Below are 23,891 nucleotides of genomic sequence, written 5' to 3' on the forward strand. Positions count from 1 at the left end.
TACTCCTAGGCGAATTGACGCTGCTCGCCGTCACCTTCAACGTTACTAATACAACGGCCACAGATGTCTGCATGTTGCTCATCCATACCTACGTCGTCGGTATAGTGCCAACAACGATCACACTTTTTAGCAGATGTTGCCGCTACACTAATGTATAAACCATCAATTTCTGATGAAATTGCATTTTCTGGCTTGCTGTTGACTACTTCTACAGTTGCTTTCGAAGTCAGTAATACGAAACGTAATTCGTCACCAATGGCATTGAGCTGCTCAGCTAAGTCACCGCCTGTGTATAGCGTTACTTCAGCCTGTAGCGTTGCACCGATCACTTCTTCTTTACGTGCATTCTCAAGTACACGGTTTACTTCATCACGTACCGCGAGTAAGTTCTGCCAGTACTCGTTATTCAACGAGCCTTCTGTCACCCCTTCAATTGCATCATACCAAGTATCCGTGAATACAAACTGGCCGCGTTCACCTGGTAATACTTCCCAGATTTCTTGCGCGGTAAAACTCATGATTGGTGCCATCCAGCGTGTCATCGCTTCGGCGATATGATAAAGCGCTGATTGACAAGAACGACGCGCATGGCTATCACTTTTCGCGGTGTACTGACGGTCTTTGATGACGTCTAGATAGAACGAGCCCAATTCACCAGTACAGAAGTTCATCAGCTTTTGTGTTACTTGAAGCATTTGATACTTGTCGTACGCTGTTTTGATCTCAGTTTGTAGCTGCGCAGCACGCGCAACAATCCAGCGATCTAGCTCAACCATATCTTCAATTGCTACTAAATCCGTTTTTGGATCAAAGCCGCTTAGGTTCGCAAGTAGGTAACGACTTGTGTTACGAATACGACGATAACGGTCAGCTGAGCGCTTAAAGATTTCATCAGACACGGTCATTTCCGCCGTATAATCAGTAGAAGCTACCCATAAGCGTAAAATATCTGCACCTAGCTTGTTCATGATGTCTTGCGGCGAGATCACGTTGCCTAATGACTTAGACATCTTGTGGCCTTTTTCATCGACCGTGAAGCCGTGCGTTAACACTTGCTTATAAGGTGCATGACCATTGATAGCAACTGAAGTCATCATTGATGACATAAACCAACCACGGTGCTGATCCGAGCCTTCAAGGTAAAGATCTGCAGGACCTGTTAATTCTTCACGCGCATCAACAACACACGCATGTGTTACACCTGAGTCAAACCATACGTCTAGTGTATCTTGTACTTTTACGTACTGTTGAGCATCAGCTTCACTTAATAGCACGCTAGGCTCTAAGTCGTACCACGCCTGAATACCCTTTTCTTCCACTAATTTAGCAACGGCTTCAATTAAGGCTTCCGTTTCAGGATGTAGGCTACCGGTGTCTTTATCGACAAATAATGCAATTGGTACACCCCAAGTACGCTGACGTGAAATACACCAGTCAGGGCGACCTTCAACCATGTTTGCGATGCGGCTTTCACCCCACTCTGGTAACCATTCTGTCTTTTTGATTTCACTCAGTGAATCAGCACGTAGGTTAGCCTGATCCATGCTGATGAACCATTGTGGCGTCGCACGGAAAATAATAGGAGTTTTGTGACGCCAGCAATGAGGATAACTATGCGTTAATGCCTTATGGCGGAACAACACACCTTTCTCAGTTAATAACTCAATGATGCTGTCATTTGCTTTAAATACGTGCTGACCTGCAAAAATCGGCGTATCTGGTAGATAAACACCATTTGCACCAACCGGGTTTGCAACTTCTAAACCGTAAGCCTGACCCGCTGCAAAGTCTTCTTGACCGTGACCAGGCGCCGTGTGAACGATACCAGTACCTGAGTCTGTTGTTACGTGCTCACCTAAAATAACAGGCACATCGAAATCTAAGAATGGGTGTGCAACGCGCAGATTCTCAAGCGCAGCGCCTTTCGCGTAACCTAGTACGTGGAAGTGCTTGAATCCAAAACGATCAACAGCGTCTTTGACTAATTCAGAACCAAGCACAATACGCTGCTCTTGACCTTCATCTTCAATTTGTACCAGTGCATACTCTAGCGCGCCGTGTACTGCCACAGCGCGGTTTGCTGGTAATGTCCAAGGCGTTGTAGTCCAAATTGCGGTACTTACTTCGCCTTTGCCTTCGTGACCTTCGGCCAAGCCAAACGCACTAATGATTGCCGCTTGATCAGCAAACACAAATTTTACGTCGATTGCTGGCGATTGTTTGTCTTGGTATTCAACTTCCGCTTCAGCAAGCGCTGAACCACAATCCGTACACCAGTGAACTGGCTTTGCACCTTTGTGCAGGTGACCATTTTTGATAATACGACCAAGCACACGAATAGCATTGGCTTCAAAATCAAAGTTCATGGTTAAGTATGGCTTATCCCAGTCACCTAACACACCAAGGCGTTTGAAATCTGTTTTTTGGCCATCAACTTGCTTTTTAGCATAGTCGCGGCACTTTTCACGGAATTCAGCAGCCGATACTTTCTTACCTGGTTTGCCTACTTTCTTTTCCACCTGTAGCTCAATTGGAAGACCATGACAGTCCCAACCAGGTACGTAAGGTGCATCAAAATCAGAAAGCGTTTTTGACTTAATAATAATATCTTTTAGGATTTTGTTTACTGAGTGACCTAGGTGAATATCACCATTTGCATACGGAGGACCGTCATGCAAAATAAATGGCTTTTTACCTTTTTTCGCAATGCGAATTTGACCGTATAGGTCTTCTTCATACCATTTTTTCAGCATCTTTGGTTCGCGTTGCGCCAAATTACCACGCATCGGAAACTCAGTTTCCGGTAGATTTAAAGTATGTTTGTAGTCGCTCATTTATCCTACTTTCCGTATCGGCTACGTTAAAGAAAAACACTGTTTTGCATTGCTAACATCACGACTGATTTGTTCTGTTAACTGCGACAATGTTTCGAATTTTTGCTCATCGCGAAGCTTTTCAATTAGCTCCACTTTCATAAACTGACCGTAAATGGTCTCATTAAAATTAAACAGATGCACCTCTAAAAGGGCTTTCGTTCCGTTTAGCGTTGGCTTAGTGCCAACATTCGCTACGCCATAATGTGTTTTGTGATTTACTGTCGCTTTGACCGCATACACACCGCGCACAGGGCTCACTTGGCGTTTTAACGCAATATTTGCAGTATGGAAACCAAGCTCTCTGCCTTTCTTCCAGCCGTGAATAACACGGCCTGAAATGGCATAGGTATGGCCCAACATATCATGTGCTTGACGCAAATCCCCAGCCGCAAGCGCCGTGCGGATCAACGTGCTACTTACACGACAATCTTGCTTGCGAAAACTTGCCGTGTCTTTTACTTGCATACCTAGCGGTTCGCCCACTCGTTTTAGCATTGCAAAATCACCAGCACGTTCGCGGCCAAAACGAAAGTCATCGCCGACCGTGAGCGCCTTGGTTCCAAGCTTTGTCACTAGGACTTCTTTGATAAATTGCTCTGCATCTTGCGAGGCAAATTTGCGATTAAAGTTGACGCAAATTACTCGCTCTATGCCAAGCTCTTGCAACAAGACTAGTTTATCACGTAATCGCGTCAGCCTAGCCGGTGCTTTATCTTTGGCAAAAAACTCCAAGGGCTGCGGCTCAAATAACATCACTGTGCTTGGAAGTTGATAGTGTTTTGCGTCGCTAATCAGCCCCTTCAAAACCTCTACATGTCCAAGATGAACCCCGTCAAAGTTTCCAATCGTCAACACACAACCAAAATGATGTGGTCGAATATTATGGATCCCTCGGATTAGTTGCATAGTGCCGTGCCTTTGTGCAGCAAATATCAAAGAGCCCGATTATACCCAAGTTGCTTAAAAATGCGAATCAAGCATCTCGGATTGTGCTCAATCTTACCCCTAGTATAAATAGTAAACTAAAATAGCTCACCATCGCAGTTACTAATAATCCGCAAAGTAATAGCACCTGCTCCATTAGCCCCCACTCTAGCCATTCAAAGCGGGCGCCGAGAAAGTATACGCATACAGCCATCACGACCGCTGAAACAAAGCATTTGGCAGTAAAACCAAGAGAAAATACGCTTAGCTGATACACACCTTGATGTGACAGCTGACGATAAAGTAAAAACGCATTGCAAGACGCTGACAATGAAGTTGCCAATGCAAGGCCTAGATAACCAATAAAAGGCGCTAAGATAAGATTGAAAACCATATTGAGTGCCATAGTAATAATACCAATTCGAACAGGCGTTTTAGTATCCTGTCTAGCGTAAAAGCCCGGTGCCAGTACTTTAATCAACATAAAGCTTAATAAACCAACGGAATATGCGGCTACCCCTAAGCTTACCTTGTTTATATTGTCTGCATTTTGAGAAACAAACTCACCGTGTCCAAATAATACTGAAATGATAAGTGGGCTTGTCACCATCAGTCCTAGCATCGCAGGTAATCCCAAGAAGATGACAAAACGTACACCCCAATCTAGTGTTTTCTGAAAGTCTTCACTTTTCTCTCCTGCGTGTAATTTAGAAAGTGCAGGCAGTATCACGGTCGCAATACCGATACCAAATAGGCCGAGTGGAAATTCAATTAATCTGTCTGAATAATAAAGCCAAGCAATCGATCCCGTCACGAGAAAAGAGGCAATGACGGTGTCCAGTAGTAAGTTAATTTGGCTAACAGAAACACCAAATAATGCAGGGATCATTAATGTTCTGACTTTGGTTATTTCAGGGCTCCGCCATGCAAATTGAGGGCGACTCAAGACTTTTAAGCGCAACAAGAATGGGATCTGGAATAATAGTTGAACAATACCACCAATAAATACACCGAGTGCTAGAGCGTACGCACCTTGTGCAAATTTATCATGGAGAAAAATAGCGCAGCCAATAATCGACACGTTGAGTAAAACTGGCGTAAAGGCCGCTGCGGCAAAGCGATTATAAACATTCAGGACCGCCCCGCTAAGTGCAACTAATGAAACAAAAAATAAGTAAGGAAAGGTAAGCTTTAATAATGCACTTGCAAGCACAAATTTTTCGGCATCTGCACCACCTTGCCACCAGTCGAGAAACCAGCTTGTGCCAAATAATGCAGCGATCACGGGCGAGCCAATCACCCCTAAAATAGTAACAATAAGCAACACAGTCCCGAGTGTCCCAGCGGCTTGTGCAACGAAGAACCTTACTCTATCATCGCCATGCTTTTCTTTAATTTCTGAAAGTACAGGAACAAACGCTTGAGCAAACGCGCCTTCAGCAAATAATCTACGTAAAAAATTAGGGATCCGGTTGGCGAATAAAAAGACATCAGCGGCCAATCCTGCGCCTAATAAATTTGCCACGACAGCATCTCGAACGAGGCCCAGAACCCGAGAAATCATAGTCATGGCACTAACAATCATACCCGATTTAAATAACCCTTTTGCCACCTTAACTCCTAAATTCAGTGAATCGCGGCAGATTATGCCACAGTCGTTGTGCATTTAGCACTAGGCGTGCCCTGTCAGCTTTGATACAATACGCGCCATTAACCTTGGTAGGCCTGTTTCACCTTGTGAAATTTGACTGTTTACTTTGGTTCAGACCTGAGATTTTCAAGGCACTTTGTGAAGCTACGCTTTGCAAATTATCAGTGCAACTTGGGATATTACGGGTTTACTTGCCTGCTATAAAAGTAAAAATGTCGCATAGCAACGTTTTGATTTGTACAGGTTAAGAATTGAGAATAGCCCAAGTCGAGTCTTGGGTATTGAACATTAGGCCGCGCTTGTTAATTTATATTGACTTTTGCGATTAAAACAGGCATATTCCTCGGCCTTTAAATTAAGCTTATTTTAAGATTGTTAGGAGCAAACCTTGGCTAACATCAAGTCTGCAAAAAAACGCGCTATCACTAGCGAAAAGCGTCGTAAGCACAACGCAAGTCGTCGTTCAATGATGCGTACATACTTCAAAAAAGTAATCGCTGCAATTGAAGCTGGTGATAAAGAAGCTGCAACTCAAGCATTCGCTGTTGCTGCACCTATCCTAGACCGTTACGCAACTAAAGGTCTAATCCACAAAAACAAAGCTGCTCGTCATAAGAGCCGTTTAGTTGCTAAGATCAAAGCACTTTAATTTGTTGCTGGATTGAAAAAACCGACGTTAAGTCGGTTTTTTTATGTCCGTAATTTATATACTTTGGTATCAGAAGATAAAATCAGTGCAGTTTCATACCAATTCTAGATCTGGGTAAAACTTCTTCAGCATAGCCGCGATTTTCTTTGGCGAAAATGGCTTAACAACAAAACCTTTAGCTCCGCGCTCAATAGCATCTTTAACATTGTCTACCGTTGAGTGGGCAGACACCATAACGACATTAATATTCGGGTTTATTTCATTTAGGGTTGCAATTAACTCTTTACCATCACCATCGGGCAGCTCAATATCTAAAAAGACAATATCAAAATGTTGCTCTTCACATGACTTTACGCATTGCGTTGCAGTGGAGGCTTCTCTTACATGATCAATGCCTAAGTGCATTAAGGTTTGATGTAAAAAGCTGCGAACTGTCCCTACATCATCGACGATTAAAATAGAGATATTTTGATCCATAGTCCTTTCCCGTAGGCTGTAGTGTAAAAATAAGCTATTATACTTAGCATAGAAGCATTATAGAGACCTGCAACTAAAAGGCTACTTAAAGCATGGCAAAACCATCAAAAAAACAATCGCTTTTAGGTCAAGTACAGTCCAACCAAAAGAAACGCACTAGTACAACAAAAAGCCGTCGACCATCGCCACAACAAATTGCAGCGATGAAGGCTCAGCAAACCGCACAAGCACAGCAAGCACAAACTGCTACAGATAATGATAGACCTAAGGGAAAAAATAAGTGGATAGCACTTGCAGTCATTGGAATACTATTTGTTGTCTTGCCAAAACCACAACTAATTACTTATGAGAAATTAGGCCTTGTGGCTAATAGTGTGTATTGGCCTGGTCTTCCAGGTATTGATCCTGTGCTATTTGACTCAAACTTACACCCAAAGCCAGCACTTGAGCGTAATACACTATACTTATGCCATGACTTGAAGGATCCCAACACGTGTCAAAAGTACCAAATCATTAAGCAAGAAGGTTTTATAGCGGCCATGATGAAACTGATCCAAGGCTAAAGTGAAGAGATGACAAAAATGCCTCTTTGTTGGGGCTTTAATTTTATAAAAATATAGAGCGCATTTACGAAAACAACATACCTCTGCTCTAAGTCACAAAAAAATCACTAAGAAGCAATTAATGAAATGCGCGAGCCTTAATCGTCATCGCTTCTAGTAATTCACTTCTATCGATTAACCTACCAGCAATAACATGTACCACTTCACCCTCTTTCTCTACTATACCTTTTACTTCTAATAGCTGTGCGCCCATATAGGCTTGCTTTTGTGCTCGAGCAGTACCAGACCACACAATCACATTGATGTTGCCTGTTTCGTCTTCCAAAGTAAAAAAGGTCACGCCTTTTGCGGTACCCGGGGCTTGCTTTCCTGTCACCAGCCCTATCACTGTTACTAACGATTTATGTGGTCGATAAAGCAGTTCATTGGCCTTAACCGTTCGGCATATAAGCTTTGCTTGCTCAAGTTGCTTGATTGGGTGAGTGCGTAAGGAAACCTTAGTGCTATTATAATCTTCCTGTAAGTTTTCAAACTCTGTGGCGCTAAAGTGACTATATTGCGACTCTTTCTCTTCAATATCGCTGAATAGTGGCAAGGTTTTACTTTGATCTGCAAGCGACCACCTAGCAGCATAACGGCTATCCACAAAGTGATGTAAAGCATCCGCGGAAATCAGCTTTTCAATAGTGCTGTTGGTAATACCTGCTTGCTGTAGCTGCACTATTTTACCAAACCCCTCTTGAGGTCTGCATTGTAATAATTGCAGTGCTTCAGCTTCACTTAACCCTTTTATAAGCCGAAGTCCTAAGCGGATCGCAAACCTAGCTTGTCTTGGCTCTTGTACGACTTGATGTTCGTAATCGGACTGGTTAACACAGATAGGTAAAATGCTAACCTCATGCCTTGATGCATCTTGCAACAGCTGTGAAGCCGAATAAAACCCCATTGGTAAACTATTAAGTAGAGCAGTATAAAACATTGCTGGATAGTAGTATTTCAACCACGCAGAGGCATAAGCCAGCACAGCAAAAGAAGCTGAATGGCTTTCAGGAAAACCATATTCACCAAAGCCACAGATCTGCTCAAAAATCCGCTCAGCAAATTGTGCTTCATAGCCCCGCTCCAGCATGCCTCGAATAAGCTTTTCTCTAAACTGCATCAGCTCTCCAGTTTTCTTCCATGATGCCATGGCTCGGCGTAGGCTATCTGCTTCTCCTCCAGTGAATCCAGCTGCAACCATAGCCAGTTTTATCACTTGTTCTTGGAAAATGGGAACCCCCATGGTCCTCTCTAATACCGATTTAACCGCTTCTGATGGATAGGTCACTTGCTCTTCACCATCCCGTCGCTTTAAAAATGGATGCACCATATCCCCTTGAATAGGGCCGGGACGTACAATTGCTATTTGGATCACTAAATCATAATAATTCGCGGGTTTCAGCCTTGGCAACATACTCATTTGCGCACGAGACTCTACTTGAAACACACCCACACTATCCCCTTTTTGCAACATCTTATAGACCAAAGGGTCATCTTGCATACGAGTCAATTGGGCAAGATCCAAGTTTCGCTTCGTGTGCGCTGCAATATAGCCAAAACACTTACGGATAGCGCTTAGCATACCCAAGGCCAAGATATCGACTTTAAGTAACTTAAGGGTTTCAAGGTCATCTTTATCCCATTGAATAATGGTGCGTTCTGGCATAGCTGCATTTTCTACGGGCACTAATTCATGTAATGGACTTTCTGAGATAACAAAACCACCAACATGCTGCGATAAATGCCTTGGAAACCCCATAATGTCATTAACCAACTGAATAAAGTGCTGACCTTTTAATGAGTTTGGTTCTAGTCCTAATTCTACTAATTGGGCCTGCCAGTTAAGTCCTTTATCACGGCGGTTGAGATGCTTAATAAAGTACTCTATTTGCGCCATTTCAATGCCCAAGGCTTTGCCAACATCACGCATGGCACTTTTTAAACGATACGTGATCACCGTTGCTGCTAATGCTGCGCGTTTACGACCATATTTTTTGTAGATATATTGGATCACCTCTTCTCGACGTTGGTGTTCAAAATCCACATCTATATCGGGTGGCTCATTACGCTCTTTACTAATAAAACGCTCGAACAATACGCCCACTTGTCGAGGGTCAACCGCGGTTATCTCTAAGCAGTAGCAGACCACGGAGTTAGCGGCTGAGCCTCGCCCTTGATATAAGATTTGACGTTGTTTTGCATACATCACAATGTCATGAATAGTGATAAAAAAAAACGGATAATCAAGCGCTTCGATAAGCGCTAGCTCTTTATCAATAATGGCTTCTATATCTAGCGGCACACCATCAGGAAAACGAACTTGTTTACCCTTTTCGACCAACGCGCGTAAATAAGCCATTGGAGTAAAACCTTTAGGCACTAACTCCTGAGGATATTGATAATGCAATGAGTCTAAATTAAATACACACCGCTTCGCGATATTGTCACTTTCTTCAAGAAAGTTAGGTGAAAACAACTTATTAAGCTTAGAGATAGCTCTAAGTGCCGACTCGCTATTGCTAATCATTTTCTCAGGGATCTCGCTTATCACACGATTCTGTCGAATGGCTGTCAACGTATGCTGTAGCGCAAGTCTAGACGAACAGTGCATAAGCACTCCACCAACAGCGCAGACAGGTATTTGGTAAGCTTTTGACAGCTTTACACAATGGGTAAAGTAATGTACATCTTCTGCACTCAAGTTACGTCGGTAGCCAATCCATATTCTATTTTGGTGATATTTACACAGCCATTGCAATGATTGAACATCTTGACTGTTACCCTTTGGCAACCACAACAATAAGACATGCTTAAGCGACATAATATCCCATTCACTAAGCTGATATTGTCCCTTCTCCGCTCGCTGGCGAGCATTACTGATCACTCGACATAACTCTGTATAAGCGAGCTGGCAAGGACAAAGAGCAACCAATTCAATATTGTTGTACTTCAGCAAACTCCCAACTATCAGTTTTATCTTGAGTTTATGATCACGAATATAAGCATGAGCACGTACAATTCCAGCCAAAGAGCATTCGTCAGTAATGGCTATTGCGCTATAACCTAAAAAATCTGCTTGTTTGACCAACTCTTCTGGTCGCGATGCGCCAGTCAAAAATGAAAAGTTGCTCTGGCAAAAAAGCTCGGCATAAGACATTAGCTAAATACTCCATGAATATACCAATGGTTATTTTGCTCTCGAAATACCCATAACCGCTGCGCTTGTTCATTTTGTACAATAAAATAATCTCGCTGGACTGGCTCACCGTCCCACCACCCTGAAGCGATACGCTCTGGACCAGAAATAATATTGACTCTTTCACATAAAGGCTGTGGCTTCGGAAATAGGATGGTAGGTCTTAATTTACTCTTGAGTGTCGTGAAATGTGGCTCGTGGCTATAAGTGCTGGCCTTTTCAGGACGAGGATCGCCTGTAAGTTGTAAACCTTGCACTGCCTGCTCACCGAGCTTAGCACATAGAATAGCGCGCAGCCCTTGCGCTGACATCGCACTTTGCTGCGTTGAGAAGAGATCTTTTATTGTGGCATGCTGCGTTTCAAAAGCCTCAGCTTTGAGTGAAACACTTTGTACGGGTGCATCTAAGGTTATGGATTCTAGCTTGAGATTTAACAAGCGCTGCCAATTTGCCGCCTTATATTCAGGCTCCGCGCTGTTTAATGTGATCTCTAAAGCCTCTTTATCTCGAAGCGCTAAGGTAAAATAAAGCGTTCGAGTTACTAAGTTACGTTGCTGTAAGAATAATGCTAAACGCGATAGCAAATGCTCGATTGGCTTTTCTAACCAAGCCATTACTTCGACTTCGTAAAGTAAAGGTGCAGTAAGCTCAAAGGTTTCCGCAGGTTGGTAATAGTTAAGGGTTTCCTTTAGTTTTCCAAACAAGCAGCCTACATAATGTACGAGTTCAGTATCAAAACGTTTAGCCAGCTCACTGAGTGCAAACTGCTCTAACTGCGCCACATTTTTAACTCCGGTGCGAGCAAGCAGCTCAATCACCCGACTATCTAGACTTGTACGTGTTAGTCCAATTTTTCCCAAGTAATAACGCTTTTGGCACGGCGTTAACATAAGCACATTGCAATGCTCTCGCGCTAAGAGCTTAGCCATTATTGTGGACTCACCCATGCCGTAAGAATAACTCTTGCCAAGCTGCGCTAATTGTCCAGATATTACTTGCCAGTAACTTAGCAAATCATGATAGAGCGACAGCATAGAATCGACTTTAAGCACAAGGCCATTAGGTTCATCGATTACAATATCTGCACTTACTTGATAAAGCATATTGGCAATTTCTAATAGCTGTTGTCTTTCTAGAAGGTCGTCGTAGGGCAAAACATGAAGCTGTGTACACAATGCACAAGCAGTCCCAAGGCCCATTCCTATTTTTATACCTCGCTGCTGCGCTGCATCATTTAGCTGCACTATCTGGTTTTTGCGGCCATCAATAATAACAACGGGTGTAACAAAATCACCGGAAACCGTTTGCTTTGTCATTCCCTCTAGTTGCAGCATAGGAAAATAGAGATATAACCACATAACTAGCTCGTTAAACGCCGCTCATAGCCCGAAAATGCAACTATATTATCGCTAACATGAGGTAGATTTGGCTTTTCAAGCTCTGGCCAATAGTCGGGATTCTCTAGTTTAAGACTGCGATGTGCAAAGTGTCCCTTGTGCTTCTTTACTATCATATCCAAGCCGCTGCGCTGTGCTTGTAATGCCACTGAAAGTGTAAATGGTAAAGTCTGGGCGTACTGCGCTTGATACAAAGCAAATAACCTACAACCTCCCGCCTGTGCACCTAACTGCAAACGCTTTACAGCAGCAATAGAAAGCGCTTCGTGCCAAAGTACAAGCGCACTACACGCACCACTTTTTACACATTGTTCCGCAGCCCACAGTGCTTCTTTTTCACTTGGTGGCTGCAATATCATAAATTCACTCAGGTCTAACGATAAATAATGCAATGCCGCGGCATGTATTTGTCCTGGTGGATTAATTAATACCTTCAAACGGTTATCATCCACAAAATGGGGCAATATCAACCTTAACTCCCCTATTCCCATTGCAGTTTTTACACCAATCACACCTTGTTGCGGCCAACCGCCACACAGCACATCATCAAGTGCAGCAAAGCGAGTACTGACGACATTATGCTGCACGGCCTGTCCACGCCCACGCCAAAGCAAGTTTTTACGCTCAAGAAGATCTATATAATTCGCCATACATCACCAAATACTGTTTATATATACAGTATATTTAAATAAAGGCAGATCGCAAGTAGATCGCTAGAAAAGAGGCGAGTTAAAAATAACCATAGTTTGCGCTTTAAGTTAATCGTGTTTTGCTTAGGAGAAATGAGATCTACAAAGTGTATTTGTATAAAAGGCGACGAGAACTGAGACGTAAAACAATGAGTGTGGCGCGTAGATAATCGTCTTTTGACCTAGCTGAATGCTACCCACTTAGGCAACAGCTAACCAACTGAACTACCACTTTCTTTACACTAAGCTGAGAAACGACAAGCGATGCTTATTTTACTTGTAGTAGGGCTATATTTTTAATTTTGAATAGTACAGGAAACTTGCTTAGAAGAAAATGCAAACTGGCGGAGTGGACGGGACTCGAACCCGCGACCCCCGGCGTGACAGGCCGCTTTCTCTAAGGCAACAGCTAACCAACTGAACTACCACTTTCTTTACACTAAGCTGAGAAACGACAAGCGATGCTTATTTTACTTGTAGTAGGGCTATATTTTTAATTTTGAACAGTACAGGAAACTTGCTTAGAAGAAAATGCAAACTGGCGGAGTGGACGGGACTCGAACCCGCGCCCCCCGGTGTGACAGGCCGCTTTCTCTAAGGCAACAGCTAACCAACTGAACTACCACTTTCTTTACACTAAGCTGAAAAACGACAAAGCGATGCTTATTTTACTTGTAATAGGGCTATATTTTTAATTTTGAACAGTACAGGAAACTTGCTTAGAAGAAAATGCAAACTGGCGGAGTGGACGGGACTCGAACCCGCGACCCCCGGCGTGACAGGCCGGTATTCTAACCAACTGAACTACCACTCCGCAGTGATAGATTTGCAAGATATCTTAAATGGCGGAGTGGACGGGACTCGAACCCGCGACCCCCGGCGTGACAGGCCGGTATTCTAACCAACTGAACTACCACTCCGCAGAGATATCTTAATGACATTATTTTACTCGTTTTAGTGTTGGCGGAGTGGACGGGACTCGAACCCGCGACCCCCGGCGTGACAGGCCGGTATTCTAACCAACTGAACTACCACTCCAGCGAGTAAACAAGCTGTCATAAAGCTTGAATATAGTTATGCGATACATTGGCGGAGTGGACGGGACTCGAACCCGCGACCCCCGGCGTGACAGGCCGGTATTCTAACCAACTGAACTACCACTCCACTGAGTATTCGCATTTTTTGCTTCGAAGTGTTGGCGGAGTGGACGGGACTCGAACCCGCGACCCCCGGCGTGACAGGCCGGTATTCTAACCAACTGAACTACCACTCCATAAGAAGCAAATGCACGTTTGTAATAAGTATTGGCGGAGTGGACGGGACTCGAACCCGCGACCCCCGGCGTGACAGGCCGGTATTCTAACCAACTGAACTACCACTCCAGCGCGACTTATTGATACTACGAAGAAATTTGGCGGAGTGGACGGGACTCGAACCCGCGACCCCCGGCGTGACAGGCCGGTATTCTAACCAACTGAACTACCACTCCGCGTCATATTCTTGCAGCATTTGCTGTAAGGTGTGCTCCCTGACAGCGGCGTGAATAATACGAATGACCCCCTCATGAGTCAACCGTTTTTTGAAAAAAAACCGTGTTTTTTAGTTATCTTTCATGGAAAGGTTCAAAATATCACCTGATTTGTCATTTTTTGAACCATTACCAGCTGCGCTATTTTCAGATGGCCCTAAATCATCAAGATCAATCACTTCTTCGGTTTTCTTAAATGGATTCTTTGGCATTGGTACTTTTAGTCTAATTGGCTTTTTTTGCACCAAAATACGAATGGCTAACCAACCGAGCAATAATACAACTAAGTTACCAGCAACAATAATACTGACTAATAGGGCTGTGCTTATAGTCGGCTCTGGTTCTGGCTCAGGTTGTTTCACTGCAGGTAACGCAGCGGCTTCCAATTCAGGCACTTTTTCAATGGGTCTTTCAATTTCAAAATTGTAGTTTGGCAGCGTTGCCATAAACTCACGGCCATTGATATTTTCACCAAATGCGGAGATTTCTACACTATAACGCCCCCAATCATAATTCTTGATTGGCAGCTGACGATAAAGCCGCTCTTCTGCATCTAAGGTAAACATCTGCTCTTCACCATTGGGGTAAAAGATTTTACCCTGTAGCAATATGGTCTCAGGTTTCACAACCGTGTCGTCTATCGTAATAGTAAGGCCATGTTCAAGCTCGTTTTCACCCGCTAGCATCAATTCAAAGTTGAATGGCGGCTCAGCGATAACAATAGGTGATTTGATCACTCTTCTTTTTAGAATGGGCGTTTCAATGAAGAATTCAGGCTGCCACTCTCCCGCTGGAAAGTTTAATTTAAACTCACCAGTAAAAATTCCATCCAAGGGTCTTTCATCAAACTCTCGGCCATCATCTTTAAAGTCGGTCACGCTTTGCGTACCTGCACCAAAGTTGGCATATTCATCGTTATTGGTACTAGAGAACTCCACATACAAAGTCACGACATCCCGGAAGTAACCCACGTCAATCGGCCTGCCATCATTAGTCACACGCCCAGTTACCTTCAGCACTTCACCACGGAACAATAGCGGGGGCAAAGCTTCAACTTCGAGCTCAATGTCACCAAGCACCATTATGCGGCTATTTTTTTGGATCTGTCCGATGACTTGCCAAGGGCCTGGCGTTGGGTTCTTTAGAATGATCAAGTCATAACTGACTTCGTCGTACCATTGCAGTGCATCATTATCCAGCGAACTGGTCGCATAATATTTACTACCATCAGGCTTCACAAGTACCACGGCGGGAGCGCCAGGAGCGCGAAAAAACAGTAAAGTGATCTCTTCAATATTATAATCAATGCGAAAACGGTTATCTAAAAGAGGGATTTCATTTACCTTACCGTCCCGCTGCAACATCGTTATCTGGGGTGTTTGAGCGCCAACAACCGTACTTACTAGCAGTACAAACCCCAAGATAAGCTGTTTTAGATTCATGCATTAACCCTACATTGCGTTGATGGCCTGAGTGATCTTTTTTGGAGTTAAGCGTCTACTCCACCCCAACGATACCGATTATATTCATTATTGTTGCCACAGACTTTGTCCACAAGCTTTGTTTACAAGCTCTAAACGTTCTGTATGTGCTTGTTCTTCATCGGCAGAAGCACGTAAAACTTTAAGTGCAGGGCGATTACTGTCTAAACGAATAATGCCACCGGCTGAGTTAGCCTTGTCACCTTTATTTTGATTCGCCAAATTCAGCTTTTTTTGGCCTCCCGTCATCGACAGGTAAACATCAGCAAGGATCTCGGAATCCAGCAAAGCGCCGTGCAGCGTACGCTTTGAGTTATCGATATCGTAGCGACGGCAAAGCGCATCTAGGCTGTTCTTCTGGCCCGGATGAAGATCCCTTGCCATCACCAAAGTATCTAGCACTTGGCAATAGTCATGTGTAGCAGGAAAGCCTTGGTTTAACTTAGCAAACTCATGGTCCATAAAGCCGACGTCGAACGGCGCGTTATGAATGACAAGCTCAGCCCCTTTAATATAGTCAAAAAACTCTTGCGCAATTTGATGGAAAAAAGGCTTATCGCGTAAAAATTCATTGGTGATACCGTGAACATCAATGGCTTCTTCTTCAATGTCGCGCTGAGGGTTAATATATACGTGGAAGTTATTCCCCGTTAGTCTGCGATTGACCAGCTCAACACAACCAATTTCAATGATCCTGTGCCCTGCTTTAGGATCAATACCTGTGGTTTCTGTATCCAGTACTATTTGCCGTGTGTGCATATCGTTGCCCGCTTAACTTTGCTATTATTTTGCCCTATTCGCACATTTTACATAAAAATAGGCAATTCAGTGCAAAAAACCGTAGAGATTTATACCGATGGCTCGTGTTTAGGCAATCCAGGTCCAGGTGGTTATGGTGTTTACCTTTCCTATCAAGGACATGAAAAAGAAATGAGTGCAGGGTATAAACTCACAACCAATAACAGAATGGAAATGCTTGCAGCCATTGTTGCACTCGAAACATTAAAGCGTCCCTGCGATATCATTCTCTATACCGACAGCCAATATGTTAAGCAAGGCATTGAGTCTTGGCTTGAAAATTGGAAAAAGCGCAATTGGAAAACCGCAGCCAAACAACCGGTAAAAAATGTCGATTTATGGCAAAGACTGGACGCCGCCACCAGCCGGCACACGATCCAATGGCGCTGGGTAAAAGGCCATGCTGGAAATAAATACAATGAACTTGTTGATGACTTAGCACGTGAAGCGGCTTCGGGTTCAAACCTACTTGTAGATGAAGGCTACGAAGCCAGCGTCTAACCAACCTTCAAGGGAGTTATTCGATAACAAAATAACAGCTCCCTTAAAATTTATCTTAAGTGATAACACTCGTTATTCTTTGTCTTGGCAGGTTTGCCTGAGTCCAGCTCCTTTCACAGCGGGAGTCCACTTAGGCTTTACATGCCACTTGGGTTTGATCGGAGTGAGCGGCATCACCCGCTTTCTTGCCACCAGCATATACACACTCCCCATCGGTTTTAAGTAATGACGACAAAAGCGGCGCCATGGCGCAAAACGTGAAAGCCTTGAGCCTCGCGCTAAAGACGCATAGATAAAGCGCTCGTCACCAACAATTTCAAACCCCAGTAAATCTAGCCAATCCTTCACCCGCGATGGAGTAAAGAAACGCCCTGACCAAGGCAGTTTTTCTTTACTAAAGGGAAGCATTTGTGCCACGCCACATAAACTAAATGGATTAAAACCTGAGATCACAATATAACCACCAGGAATAAGCGTGCGATGGGCTTCACGTAGAATATGATGCGGATCGGAATGATATTCTAAACACTGACTTAAAATACAAGCATCGACTGAGTTTTCGTAAAAAGGTAACTCGTCAATTTCAGCAAATACCCCGACATGTTTACCTTGTGGAGCAACACAAACTTGATGCTTAATCGGGCTGGCAGAGGTATTCATTTGACCGCTCAAACAGCCGAGTTTTAGCATGTGGTAACCAAACATTCTTGGTAGCCATTCATCCAGTCGTTTTTGGATCCCCACTTTTAAATACTCACCGTGAGGAAAGTCTTGCCACTCATCGGGTTTGGGTCCTTGTAAAAAACTTAACGCTGGTTTCATTTACTAAGCTCGTTATACTGGTGTTATTAATCACTTTATAGAGCATTGCGTTATGGTGCAAGTCGATGCAATCAAAGCATTTAATGACAATTATATCTGGGTGATAAAAGACCCTCTAAGTTCAAACTGTTGGGTGGTTGACCCAGGTGACGAACAACCTGTTTTAGATTACCTCACCAAATTTGATTTAACACTCCAAGGCATATTAGTCACCCATCACCATTGGGATCATACCGATGGCATTGCCCCGCTTTTATCACATTTTCCCAGCTTAACAGTCTATGGACCTAAAGATGGTAAATATAAAGGCATTACTCATGGCCTTAGTGAACACGATAAGATCACGCTTTTCGATATCACGCTGAACATTATTGCCACCCCAGGTCACACGTTAGACCATATCTGTTATGTAAATGATGAGCTGGCTTTTACCGGTGATACGTTATTCAATGCTGGTTGCGGCAGACTTTTTGAGGGAACACCTAGCCAAATGTGGCACTCCTTTGAAAAACTACTCACTCTACCCGGTACATGCAAAGTATATTGCACACACGAATACACACTCGCGAATCTTGCTTTTGCTGAGGCTGTCGAGCCCACTAACCAAGCACTAACCCAGTATCACCAACAAGCAAAGTCATTACGTGCCAATAACGAGCGCACAGTACCTACAACAATTGAACAGCAAAAAGCAATCAATCCTTTTGTACGTGCCACGAATGAAGCCATTCTCACCCATGTACCAACGCAATTTATCGTGTCAGAAAATACACCTGAAGCTCGCTTTAGAGCGCTGAGAAAATGGAAAGATAACTTCTAAAATATTCAATAGTGACCTAATGTAACGCCAAAATGACGCTTTTTTGGCGTACTTACACGGGAAGTATTGAATAAATTATCTATTTTCTTTGCAATACCGCCATAGATAAGCATATCTAACGATTTTTACGAAGTCGAAATAAAATAATAAAGAAGCTTTAAATGCTGAAACAAACTCGGTAATATTGCCGAGTTTTTGTCCGAACCCCCAAGCAAAAGAACGCATTTATGAAAAAGCTCGCCTTTATTATTGCATCCTTAGCAATATTAAGTGGTTGTGAAATCACACAAGAAACACCATTGGAAACTGCAACTGAGCAAGTGAAGCAGGCCAACTTAGATCACGCGAGCCCTTATGATATCTCTCAAACACTCAGTACCTCATGGCAAGACGAAGATGAAGATGCTGTGCCTGTATTTGACGATGTATGGGAGCGGATCCGTTATCAGTTATCTATCGAAGTACCACAAAATAGACCGGTTGTCGCCGAACGTAATTACTATCAACGTCACCAAGCCTATTTAGACCGTATCGCAAAACGTGCAGAGCCTTACCTCTACTACATTGTTGAAGAAGTAGAAAAGCGCAACATGCCTGTTGAAATCGCGTTGTTACCCATTGTGGAAAGCGCATTCGATCCATTTGGCTACTCACACCGCACCGCTTCCGGTATTTGGCAATTTATGCCACAAACTGGTGAACGCTTTAACCTTAAACAAAATTGGTGGTATGACGGTCGTCGCGATATTATCGCATCAACGCAAGCGGCACTTGATTATCTCACCTATCTCCATAAAACGCTGGAGGGCGATTGGTTAAACGCAATTGCAGCTTACAACTCAGGCGAAGGCCGATTGCTCAATGCAATCCGAAAAAATCGTAAAAAGCATTTGCCTACCGATTTTTGGTCTCTCGATTTACCTCGCGAAACCACCGCGTATGTTCCTAAATTACTTGCCTTATCCGACCTCTTAAAACGCTCAGATGAATTTAAGGTCGCGTGGCAGCCTATAATCAATGCCCAAGTTGTTGATACCGTTGAGGTTGGGTCACAAATTGATTTAGCGCTTGCCGCTGAAATGGCTGATATTTCTTTAACTGAACTCTATCGCTTAAATCCCGGTTTTAATCGTTGGGCCACCGATCCAGATGGTCCACACCAGCTATTATTACCCATGGAAAAGGTTGACGCTTTTCGAGAAAAATTAGCTAAAACAGAAGTAAAAGATCGACTGCGTTGGCAATACTATACGGTGCAAAAAGGAGACAGCCTGTCGGTCGTTGCGACTAAATTTAATACTAGTATCGGCGCCATTCGCTCACTTAATAGCATCGATGGCAATATGATCCGTGTTGGCCAGAAGCTATTGGTACCACTCAGTGATGGCGAATTGCAAAGTGAGCATTTACCGCCAGAAGTGCGCCTTGCCGCCAACAAGGTAACCAAGAAAAAGCTCAGCCACACGGTAAAGTCAGGCGATACATTGTGGGATATCAGCCGCGAATACGATGTGACGGTTAAGCAATTAGCTAGCTGGAATAAGTTAAAAACCAATGCGGTTTTACGCCTTGGACAAAAGCTTACCGTCTTTAAAGATGAAAAGGCAGCGACTCAAACCGTCCTCGTCAACACCGAGCGCACAATCACTTATAAAGTGCGTAAAGGCGACTCACTGGCACGTATCGCCACTAAGTTTAACGTTAGCGTGAATGAAATCGTCAAATGGAACAACCTGACAGGACAGAAGTATCTGCAGCCAGGTCAAAAGTTAAAACTGAAAGTTCAGACTAAACGTGTTTAGCGCTAAGAAATAGAGTTTAAAAATAAAAATCCAATATCAGTGATGATATTGGATTTTTACATATTAAAGCAGCACTTTTGACTCACTTTTCCTTAAAAATTACGACAGTACTATCGTTTAAATACACAGTTTTTCAACGTCGCTTACAGCTGATTTAAACCCAAAAATTTGGTTAGACTTCAATGCTGATTAAAGAAAATTTCATAAAGAACTGATATCGTTAATACATTATTGGCGTACCACCAATCCTCCTGCAAATTCTCGATGCGTTATCCGCGTCTCGATAATCAGTAAAAGAGTCAGCCCATAACAACTCACCATTTTTGTAACATTCAAGGTAAATTTCTTCGAATGCGGTAGCATTAGACGACATAGCGGTGGCGAAAATAGCAGATACAGCAAATAGAATCGGTTTAATCATTATCTTTTCCTTTTCATTATTTTGAACGTTATAATATCGATCATTTTTCATACAACCAAGACCAATGTCACACAACGTAATAAAAATGTAAATATTTATGTTTTCCGTTACTATGACTATACTGATGAGTTTGCTATTTAAGCAGGCAACGCGACTTATTAAGCCGCGTAAATTGAAAGGTAATGCTTGAACAGAAGATAAAACCTAAAGGTTTTTTGCCAATGCTCGAAGCCAAGGCTCAGCAGGCTCCCAAGGCTCAAAATATTCACACGCATCGATGTCTAAGCGTGGTTGAACTCGAGTGGCGTTCAACTCTTCAATCAGGGCATCAATTTGCTTTCCAGCACCACAATAAGTATCGCCATAACTAGAATCCCCCAATGCGATGACCGCTACTTTCTTTCCCGTTAGCATCGGAAATTCGCTTTGCATTTGCAAAAACAAAGGCAACAAGTTATCGGGAATATCACCAGAGCCGGTAGTGGAAGAAATAAATAAAATGTTTTCAGCTTGCGTTACATCAGCGATGGAAGCTGGTTCAATAACACTTGCCTCATGACCCGATTTATTCAAAAACTCAGCACTGTCGTTTGCCAAGTTTTCAGCATTGCCGTACATACTTCCCACAAAAATGGAAATTTTTGCCATTATTTATAATCCTTCTCGTTGTCTGACCAGCCGAGCTGAGCGAAGACAGCCAGTGCTTCTTCCCCCAAATCCGCGGTAATTGGAATCGTCGTGTTGGTATAAGGATGTACAAATTCCAATTTAGTTGCAAATAACATCAATCGACGTAAGCCAAAATGATCGACAAAAAAGTGGTTGTGTTTGTTATCACCGTGATTGACATCACCAATAATCGGATGTGCTAAATAGTTGAGATGGCGCCTGATTTGGTGTTTTCTACCCGTTTTAGGAAAGCACTCCACCAACGAGTAGCGGATACTTGGATACTTACCAAAAGGAATTGGCAAGCTACCCTGCAATAAACAATTTATCTGTGTTTGCGCTTCCTGCGGAGCTTTATCCTGACAGGCAAACTTATCAGCAATTTTATCGAGCTCTTCCTTGAGAGGTCTGTCGACGAATCTAGATTCAGGAGCAAATCCGCGAACAAGCGCTAAATAGCGTTTTTGAATATTACCGCTGATAAAGACTTCATTCATGTCTCGCGCGGCCTCAGAGCTTAGCGCAAACAGCAGCACGCCTGACGTTGGTCTATCTAAACGGTGAACGGGGAAAACATGTTGACCAAGTTGATCACGCAGCATTTGCATCGCAAATTGTGTTTCTCTCTTATCCAAAAATGAGCGATGAACCAATAACCCTGACGGCTTATTTATCGCAACATAATGCGCATCTTGATATAAGATCTCAAGCATTACGCGCTCTTTGCAATTGTATTATCAAGGTTTTTTAAGCACTGATGCACCGCATTAAAATAAAGGTGTTCACTCAGTACCATTTCAGCCATTGGCGCAATCGCCATATTTTCCGGTAATGCTTCACCGCTCTCTACCATCGTTCGCATTTTGCCCAAGAATACAAATTGCAACCACTGCGCGAAGGTCATCGTATCGCAACAAAATGGCTCTGTTGAGGTAAGTGCCTTAGCCGAAATTGGCTCGTCTTGCCAAAGACCCGTTGCTTTTAAACAAGCCTCTAGTTCGTCTAACTGAATCAATAATTCCGAGTTCATCGGTTCTGTCTCTTTCTCAATTTTTTACATTATAGCAATTTGCATTATTTAGGAGCTAGCCAATTCTCTCAAGTGCACCTTTTTCATAGGCTTATCAGCGCACCCAAAAGTAGCTATAATTGCCGCTATTGAAAATATAAGTAACATATAGAGCATTCATGACAGCGCAAATTTCAACTTTAGGTGAATTACTAACAAACGCCGGTACGCAGTGGCGAGTCTATGATCTGGGTCGACGTATCACAAAAATAGATAAGAAGCAGTTTGCGCAAATCGAGAATACTCAAGTCCCTTATCCTTATCCGCTTGGTGGTCATGCCATCATGGCAATTCAATTTTGGGATAATGAAGCAACCGTTGATCCTTATGTTTGGTTTTTAAAATTTCCACTGGATGAGCAAAGCAAGCTCATTATCGCCAGCCGTGATCACTTTGCCTCCATGGTACTCGAAGCATTAGGTACACAACTCACGGGTGAAGCCGCTCAAGGGAAACTTGATAACAACCCTTATGTCTTCACGCCAAATGCGAACAAACTCGCTGCGTTCAATGCGCTATTAAAGCGTGAGCTTAATCGCCCAGCTTCTCAATATTACGAGCACGCCGAACTCTACTTTTCTGGCAAGCTTGGGTTCGAGCGCTGGCAAGAAATAGCGCTACAAGGTATTGCTGACTTTGCCCTACGTCTAGACCACGGTCATAACGCGAGCAACCTGCAACAGGCGTGGTCTGTTTTGCCAGCAGAAGTTAAGACACCATTAGCCGCAATGCTTGAACACGTTACCATCTCAACATCTCAAACCGAAGACTTTTTAGCCGCTTTAACCCATGCATGCCAACAGCAAGATAAGGACGCTATAGTCACTAATTTACGTGCAATGTCGGGAAGTCACGCGCTTGGTCTCATCGCACATGCCGTAGACGCCATTTTAGCATCCGAGTTGGCGTCAGATGCAGATTGCTTACTCACGATTGCAGGGCGAGCTTGGGAGACACTAACCGACCAGCAAAGGCTCTTTACCTATATGGAAAAAGCCGCTGAGAATAATCAAATCGATGGACTTTTCAGCAGTATTTTCGCAGACTTAGTTGCAATACCTATGTTACGCCCACATGTTTTAGGGATTATTAGAGCAGAAAATCGCAGTGAAACTCTGTCTCGTGCAATTGGAAGGTTATTTGCTTAAATGACAACGCTTTGGCTTTTTATCATCGTTTCATCTGTTATCGCGCTATTTTGGTATAGCCGCCAGATCGCAGAAGCGGCAAATAGGCATGCACAGCATCAAGCCGAAAGTTTGCAAGTGCAACTGTTAAGTGTTGCCTGTATTAAGCGCCGTTTTGGGGTATTAAAAGACGGTAAACTTGGAATAAAAAGCCAATTTATGTTTGAGTTTAGTTCAGATGGCGAGTCAGCCTATCAAGGTAAGCTTTACTTAGAAAATGAACGATTAGTCAAAAAAGAATTACCCGCTTATAAAATCGCAAGTTAATCCGGTGAGTGCGAAAGTAGGCACTTAAATTCATATGAATACAAGTACCTACTCTGAATTTATAG

The 23,891-nt window shown here is 43.3% G+C and carries 21 protein-coding genes and 7 tRNA genes; 7 read left to right on the forward strand and 21 right to left on the reverse strand.

The window, feature by feature from the left end; translation table 11 throughout:
- Nucleotides 1-5: 5 nt before the first annotated feature.
- From ileS to murJ, 3 genes are all read right to left on the reverse strand, one after another.
- Nucleotides 6-2,834: an isoleucine--tRNA ligase gene (gene ileS / locus JJQ94_RS18085; protein ID WP_099029368.1), complete on the reverse strand. Its 2,829-nt coding sequence runs from the start codon at nucleotides 2,832-2,834 to the stop codon at nucleotides 6-8.
- 21 nt (nucleotides 2,835-2,855) lie between these two features.
- Nucleotides 2,856-3,782: a bifunctional riboflavin kinase/FAD synthetase gene (gene ribF / locus JJQ94_RS18090; protein WP_010370985.1), complete on the reverse strand. Its 927-nt coding sequence runs from the start codon at nucleotides 3,780-3,782 to the stop codon at nucleotides 2,856-2,858.
- A gap of 67 nt (nucleotides 3,783-3,849) precedes the next feature.
- A complete protein-coding gene (gene murJ / locus JJQ94_RS18095; protein WP_099029369.1) occupies nucleotides 3,850-5,412 on the reverse strand; it encodes a murein biosynthesis integral membrane protein MurJ in 1,563 nt (520 codons plus the stop codon).
- Between the two features lie 427 nt (nucleotides 5,413-5,839).
- On the opposite strand from murJ, the gene rpsT reads away from it, so the two are divergent.
- The gene (gene rpsT, locus JJQ94_RS18100; RefSeq protein WP_010370978.1) at nucleotides 5,840-6,100 is read left to right on the forward strand and encodes a 30S ribosomal protein S20; all 261 of its coding nucleotides are present in this window, start codon (nucleotides 5,840-5,842) and stop codon (nucleotides 6,098-6,100) included.
- A gap of 93 nt (nucleotides 6,101-6,193) precedes the next feature.
- Here the strand turns inward: rpsT and JJQ94_RS18105 are convergent, their stop codons facing one another.
- Nucleotides 6,194-6,577, reverse strand: a complete 384-nt coding sequence (locus JJQ94_RS18105) for a response regulator (RefSeq protein WP_010370975.1) — start codon at nucleotides 6,575-6,577, stop codon at nucleotides 6,194-6,196.
- 92 nt (nucleotides 6,578-6,669) lie between these two features.
- On the opposite strand from JJQ94_RS18105, the gene JJQ94_RS18110 reads away from it, so the two are divergent.
- Nucleotides 6,670-7,140 (forward strand): hypothetical protein, encoded by a 471-nt coding sequence (locus JJQ94_RS18110; RefSeq protein ID WP_099029370.1) that lies wholly within the window; start codon nucleotides 6,670-6,672, stop codon nucleotides 7,138-7,140.
- Nucleotides 7,141-7,258: 118 nt separating this feature from the next.
- On the opposite strand, the gene JJQ94_RS18115 is transcribed toward JJQ94_RS18110, so the two are convergent.
- The 12 genes from JJQ94_RS18115 to dnaQ form a co-directional block, all read right to left on the reverse strand.
- Nucleotides 7,259-10,336, reverse strand: a complete 3,078-nt coding sequence (locus JJQ94_RS18115; RefSeq protein ID WP_099029371.1) for an error-prone DNA polymerase — start codon at nucleotides 10,334-10,336, stop codon at nucleotides 7,259-7,261.
- Nucleotides 10,336-11,733 carry a Y-family DNA polymerase gene (locus tag JJQ94_RS18120; RefSeq protein ID WP_099029372.1) on the reverse strand — a complete coding sequence of 466 codons (1,398 nt, stop codon included), beginning with the start codon at nucleotides 11,731-11,733 and terminating at the stop codon, nucleotides 10,336-10,338. Before JJQ94_RS18120 ends, JJQ94_RS18115 begins: the two co-directional genes overlap by 1 nt.
- A gap of 2 nt (nucleotides 11,734-11,735) precedes the next feature.
- Nucleotides 11,736-12,422 (reverse strand): translesion DNA synthesis-associated protein ImuA, encoded by a 687-nt coding sequence (imuA, locus tag JJQ94_RS18125; protein ID WP_099029373.1) that lies wholly within the window; start codon nucleotides 12,420-12,422, stop codon nucleotides 11,736-11,738.
- A gap of 776 nt (nucleotides 12,423-13,198) precedes the next feature.
- Nucleotides 13,199-13,275 (reverse strand) — tRNA-Asp (locus tag JJQ94_RS18130).
- A 29-nt stretch (nucleotides 13,276-13,304) separates the two neighbouring features.
- Nucleotides 13,305-13,381 (reverse strand) — tRNA-Asp (locus tag JJQ94_RS18135).
- A gap of 41 nt (nucleotides 13,382-13,422) precedes the next feature.
- Nucleotides 13,423-13,499, reverse strand: a tRNA-Asp gene (locus JJQ94_RS18140).
- 49 nt (nucleotides 13,500-13,548) lie between these two features.
- Nucleotides 13,549-13,625 (reverse strand) — tRNA-Asp (locus JJQ94_RS18145).
- A 32-nt stretch (nucleotides 13,626-13,657) separates the two neighbouring features.
- Nucleotides 13,658-13,734: transfer RNA gene (locus JJQ94_RS18150), tRNA-Asp, on the reverse strand.
- A 32-nt stretch (nucleotides 13,735-13,766) separates the two neighbouring features.
- A tRNA-Asp gene (locus JJQ94_RS18155) sits at nucleotides 13,767-13,843 on the reverse strand.
- 30 nt (nucleotides 13,844-13,873) lie between these two features.
- Nucleotides 13,874-13,950: transfer RNA gene (locus JJQ94_RS18160), tRNA-Asp, on the reverse strand.
- Nucleotides 13,951-14,060: 110 nt separating this feature from the next.
- Nucleotides 14,061-15,431, reverse strand: coding sequence for a TIGR03503 family protein (locus JJQ94_RS18165; protein WP_099029374.1), 1,371 nt, complete (start codon nucleotides 15,429-15,431; stop codon nucleotides 14,061-14,063).
- An 87-nt stretch (nucleotides 15,432-15,518) separates the two neighbouring features.
- The gene (dnaQ, locus tag JJQ94_RS18170; RefSeq protein ID WP_039496935.1) at nucleotides 15,519-16,229 is read right to left on the reverse strand and encodes a DNA polymerase III subunit epsilon; all 711 of its coding nucleotides are present in this window, start codon (nucleotides 16,227-16,229) and stop codon (nucleotides 15,519-15,521) included.
- Nucleotides 16,230-16,298: 69 nt separating this feature from the next.
- Here dnaQ and rnhA point away from each other — a divergent pair, with 69 nt between their 5' ends.
- Complete coding sequence (gene rnhA, locus JJQ94_RS18175) at nucleotides 16,299-16,769, forward strand: ribonuclease HI (protein ID WP_099029375.1); 471 nt, start codon at nucleotides 16,299-16,301, stop codon at nucleotides 16,767-16,769.
- A gap of 72 nt (nucleotides 16,770-16,841) precedes the next feature.
- Here the strand turns inward: rnhA and JJQ94_RS18180 are convergent, their stop codons facing one another.
- Nucleotides 16,842-17,591, reverse strand: a complete 750-nt coding sequence (locus JJQ94_RS18180) for a class I SAM-dependent methyltransferase (protein ID WP_010370946.1) — start codon at nucleotides 17,589-17,591, stop codon at nucleotides 16,842-16,844.
- A gap of 52 nt (nucleotides 17,592-17,643) precedes the next feature.
- Here JJQ94_RS18180 and gloB point away from each other — a divergent pair, with 52 nt between their 5' ends.
- Together gloB and JJQ94_RS18190 are read left to right on the forward strand one after the other, a co-directional pair.
- Nucleotides 17,644-18,411 (forward strand): hydroxyacylglutathione hydrolase, encoded by a 768-nt coding sequence (gene gloB, locus JJQ94_RS18185; protein WP_099029376.1) that lies wholly within the window; start codon nucleotides 17,644-17,646, stop codon nucleotides 18,409-18,411.
- 227 nt (nucleotides 18,412-18,638) lie between these two features.
- Entirely contained in the window at nucleotides 18,639-20,213 is a 1,575-nt protein-coding gene (locus tag JJQ94_RS18190) for a lytic transglycosylase (protein WP_099029377.1), read from the forward strand.
- 220 nt (nucleotides 20,214-20,433) lie between these two features.
- On the opposite strand, the gene JJQ94_RS18195 is transcribed toward JJQ94_RS18190, so the two are convergent.
- The 4 genes from JJQ94_RS18195 to JJQ94_RS18210 all read right to left on the reverse strand — a co-directional run bounded on the left by JJQ94_RS18195 (nucleotide 20,434) and on the right by JJQ94_RS18210 (nucleotide 22,333).
- Nucleotides 20,434-20,634, reverse strand: coding sequence for a hypothetical protein (locus JJQ94_RS18195; RefSeq protein ID WP_039496929.1), 201 nt, complete (start codon nucleotides 20,632-20,634; stop codon nucleotides 20,434-20,436).
- Nucleotides 20,635-20,838: 204 nt separating this feature from the next.
- Entirely contained in the window at nucleotides 20,839-21,282 is a 444-nt protein-coding gene (locus JJQ94_RS18200; protein ID WP_099029378.1) for a flavodoxin, read from the reverse strand.
- Nucleotides 21,282-22,016: a tRNA pseudouridine(65) synthase TruC gene (gene truC / locus JJQ94_RS18205; protein WP_099029379.1), complete on the reverse strand. Its 735-nt coding sequence runs from the start codon at nucleotides 22,014-22,016 to the stop codon at nucleotides 21,282-21,284. The genes JJQ94_RS18200 and truC overlap by 1 nt, the downstream gene beginning before the upstream one ends.
- Nucleotides 22,016-22,333, reverse strand: coding sequence for a YqcC family protein (locus JJQ94_RS18210; protein ID WP_099029380.1), 318 nt, complete (start codon nucleotides 22,331-22,333; stop codon nucleotides 22,016-22,018). The genes truC and JJQ94_RS18210 overlap by 1 nt, the downstream gene beginning before the upstream one ends.
- A 158-nt stretch (nucleotides 22,334-22,491) precedes the next feature.
- Between JJQ94_RS18210 and JJQ94_RS18215 the strand changes: the two genes are divergently transcribed.
- Both JJQ94_RS18215 and JJQ94_RS18220 read left to right on the forward strand, forming a co-directional pair.
- On the forward strand, nucleotides 22,492-23,520 hold the full coding sequence (locus JJQ94_RS18215; protein ID WP_099029381.1) for a DUF3549 family protein: 1,029 nt from the start codon (nucleotides 22,492-22,494) through the stop codon (nucleotides 23,518-23,520).
- Complete coding sequence (locus JJQ94_RS18220) at nucleotides 23,521-23,826, forward strand: DUF3301 domain-containing protein (protein WP_039496919.1); 306 nt, start codon at nucleotides 23,521-23,523, stop codon at nucleotides 23,824-23,826. It begins immediately after the preceding gene.
- Nucleotides 23,827-23,891: the final 65 nt, after the last annotated feature.

Origin of the sequence: Pseudoalteromonas sp. GCY (assembly GCF_016695175.1) — a bacterium.
Taxonomy (GTDB): domain Bacteria; phylum Pseudomonadota; class Gammaproteobacteria; order Enterobacterales; family Alteromonadaceae; genus Pseudoalteromonas.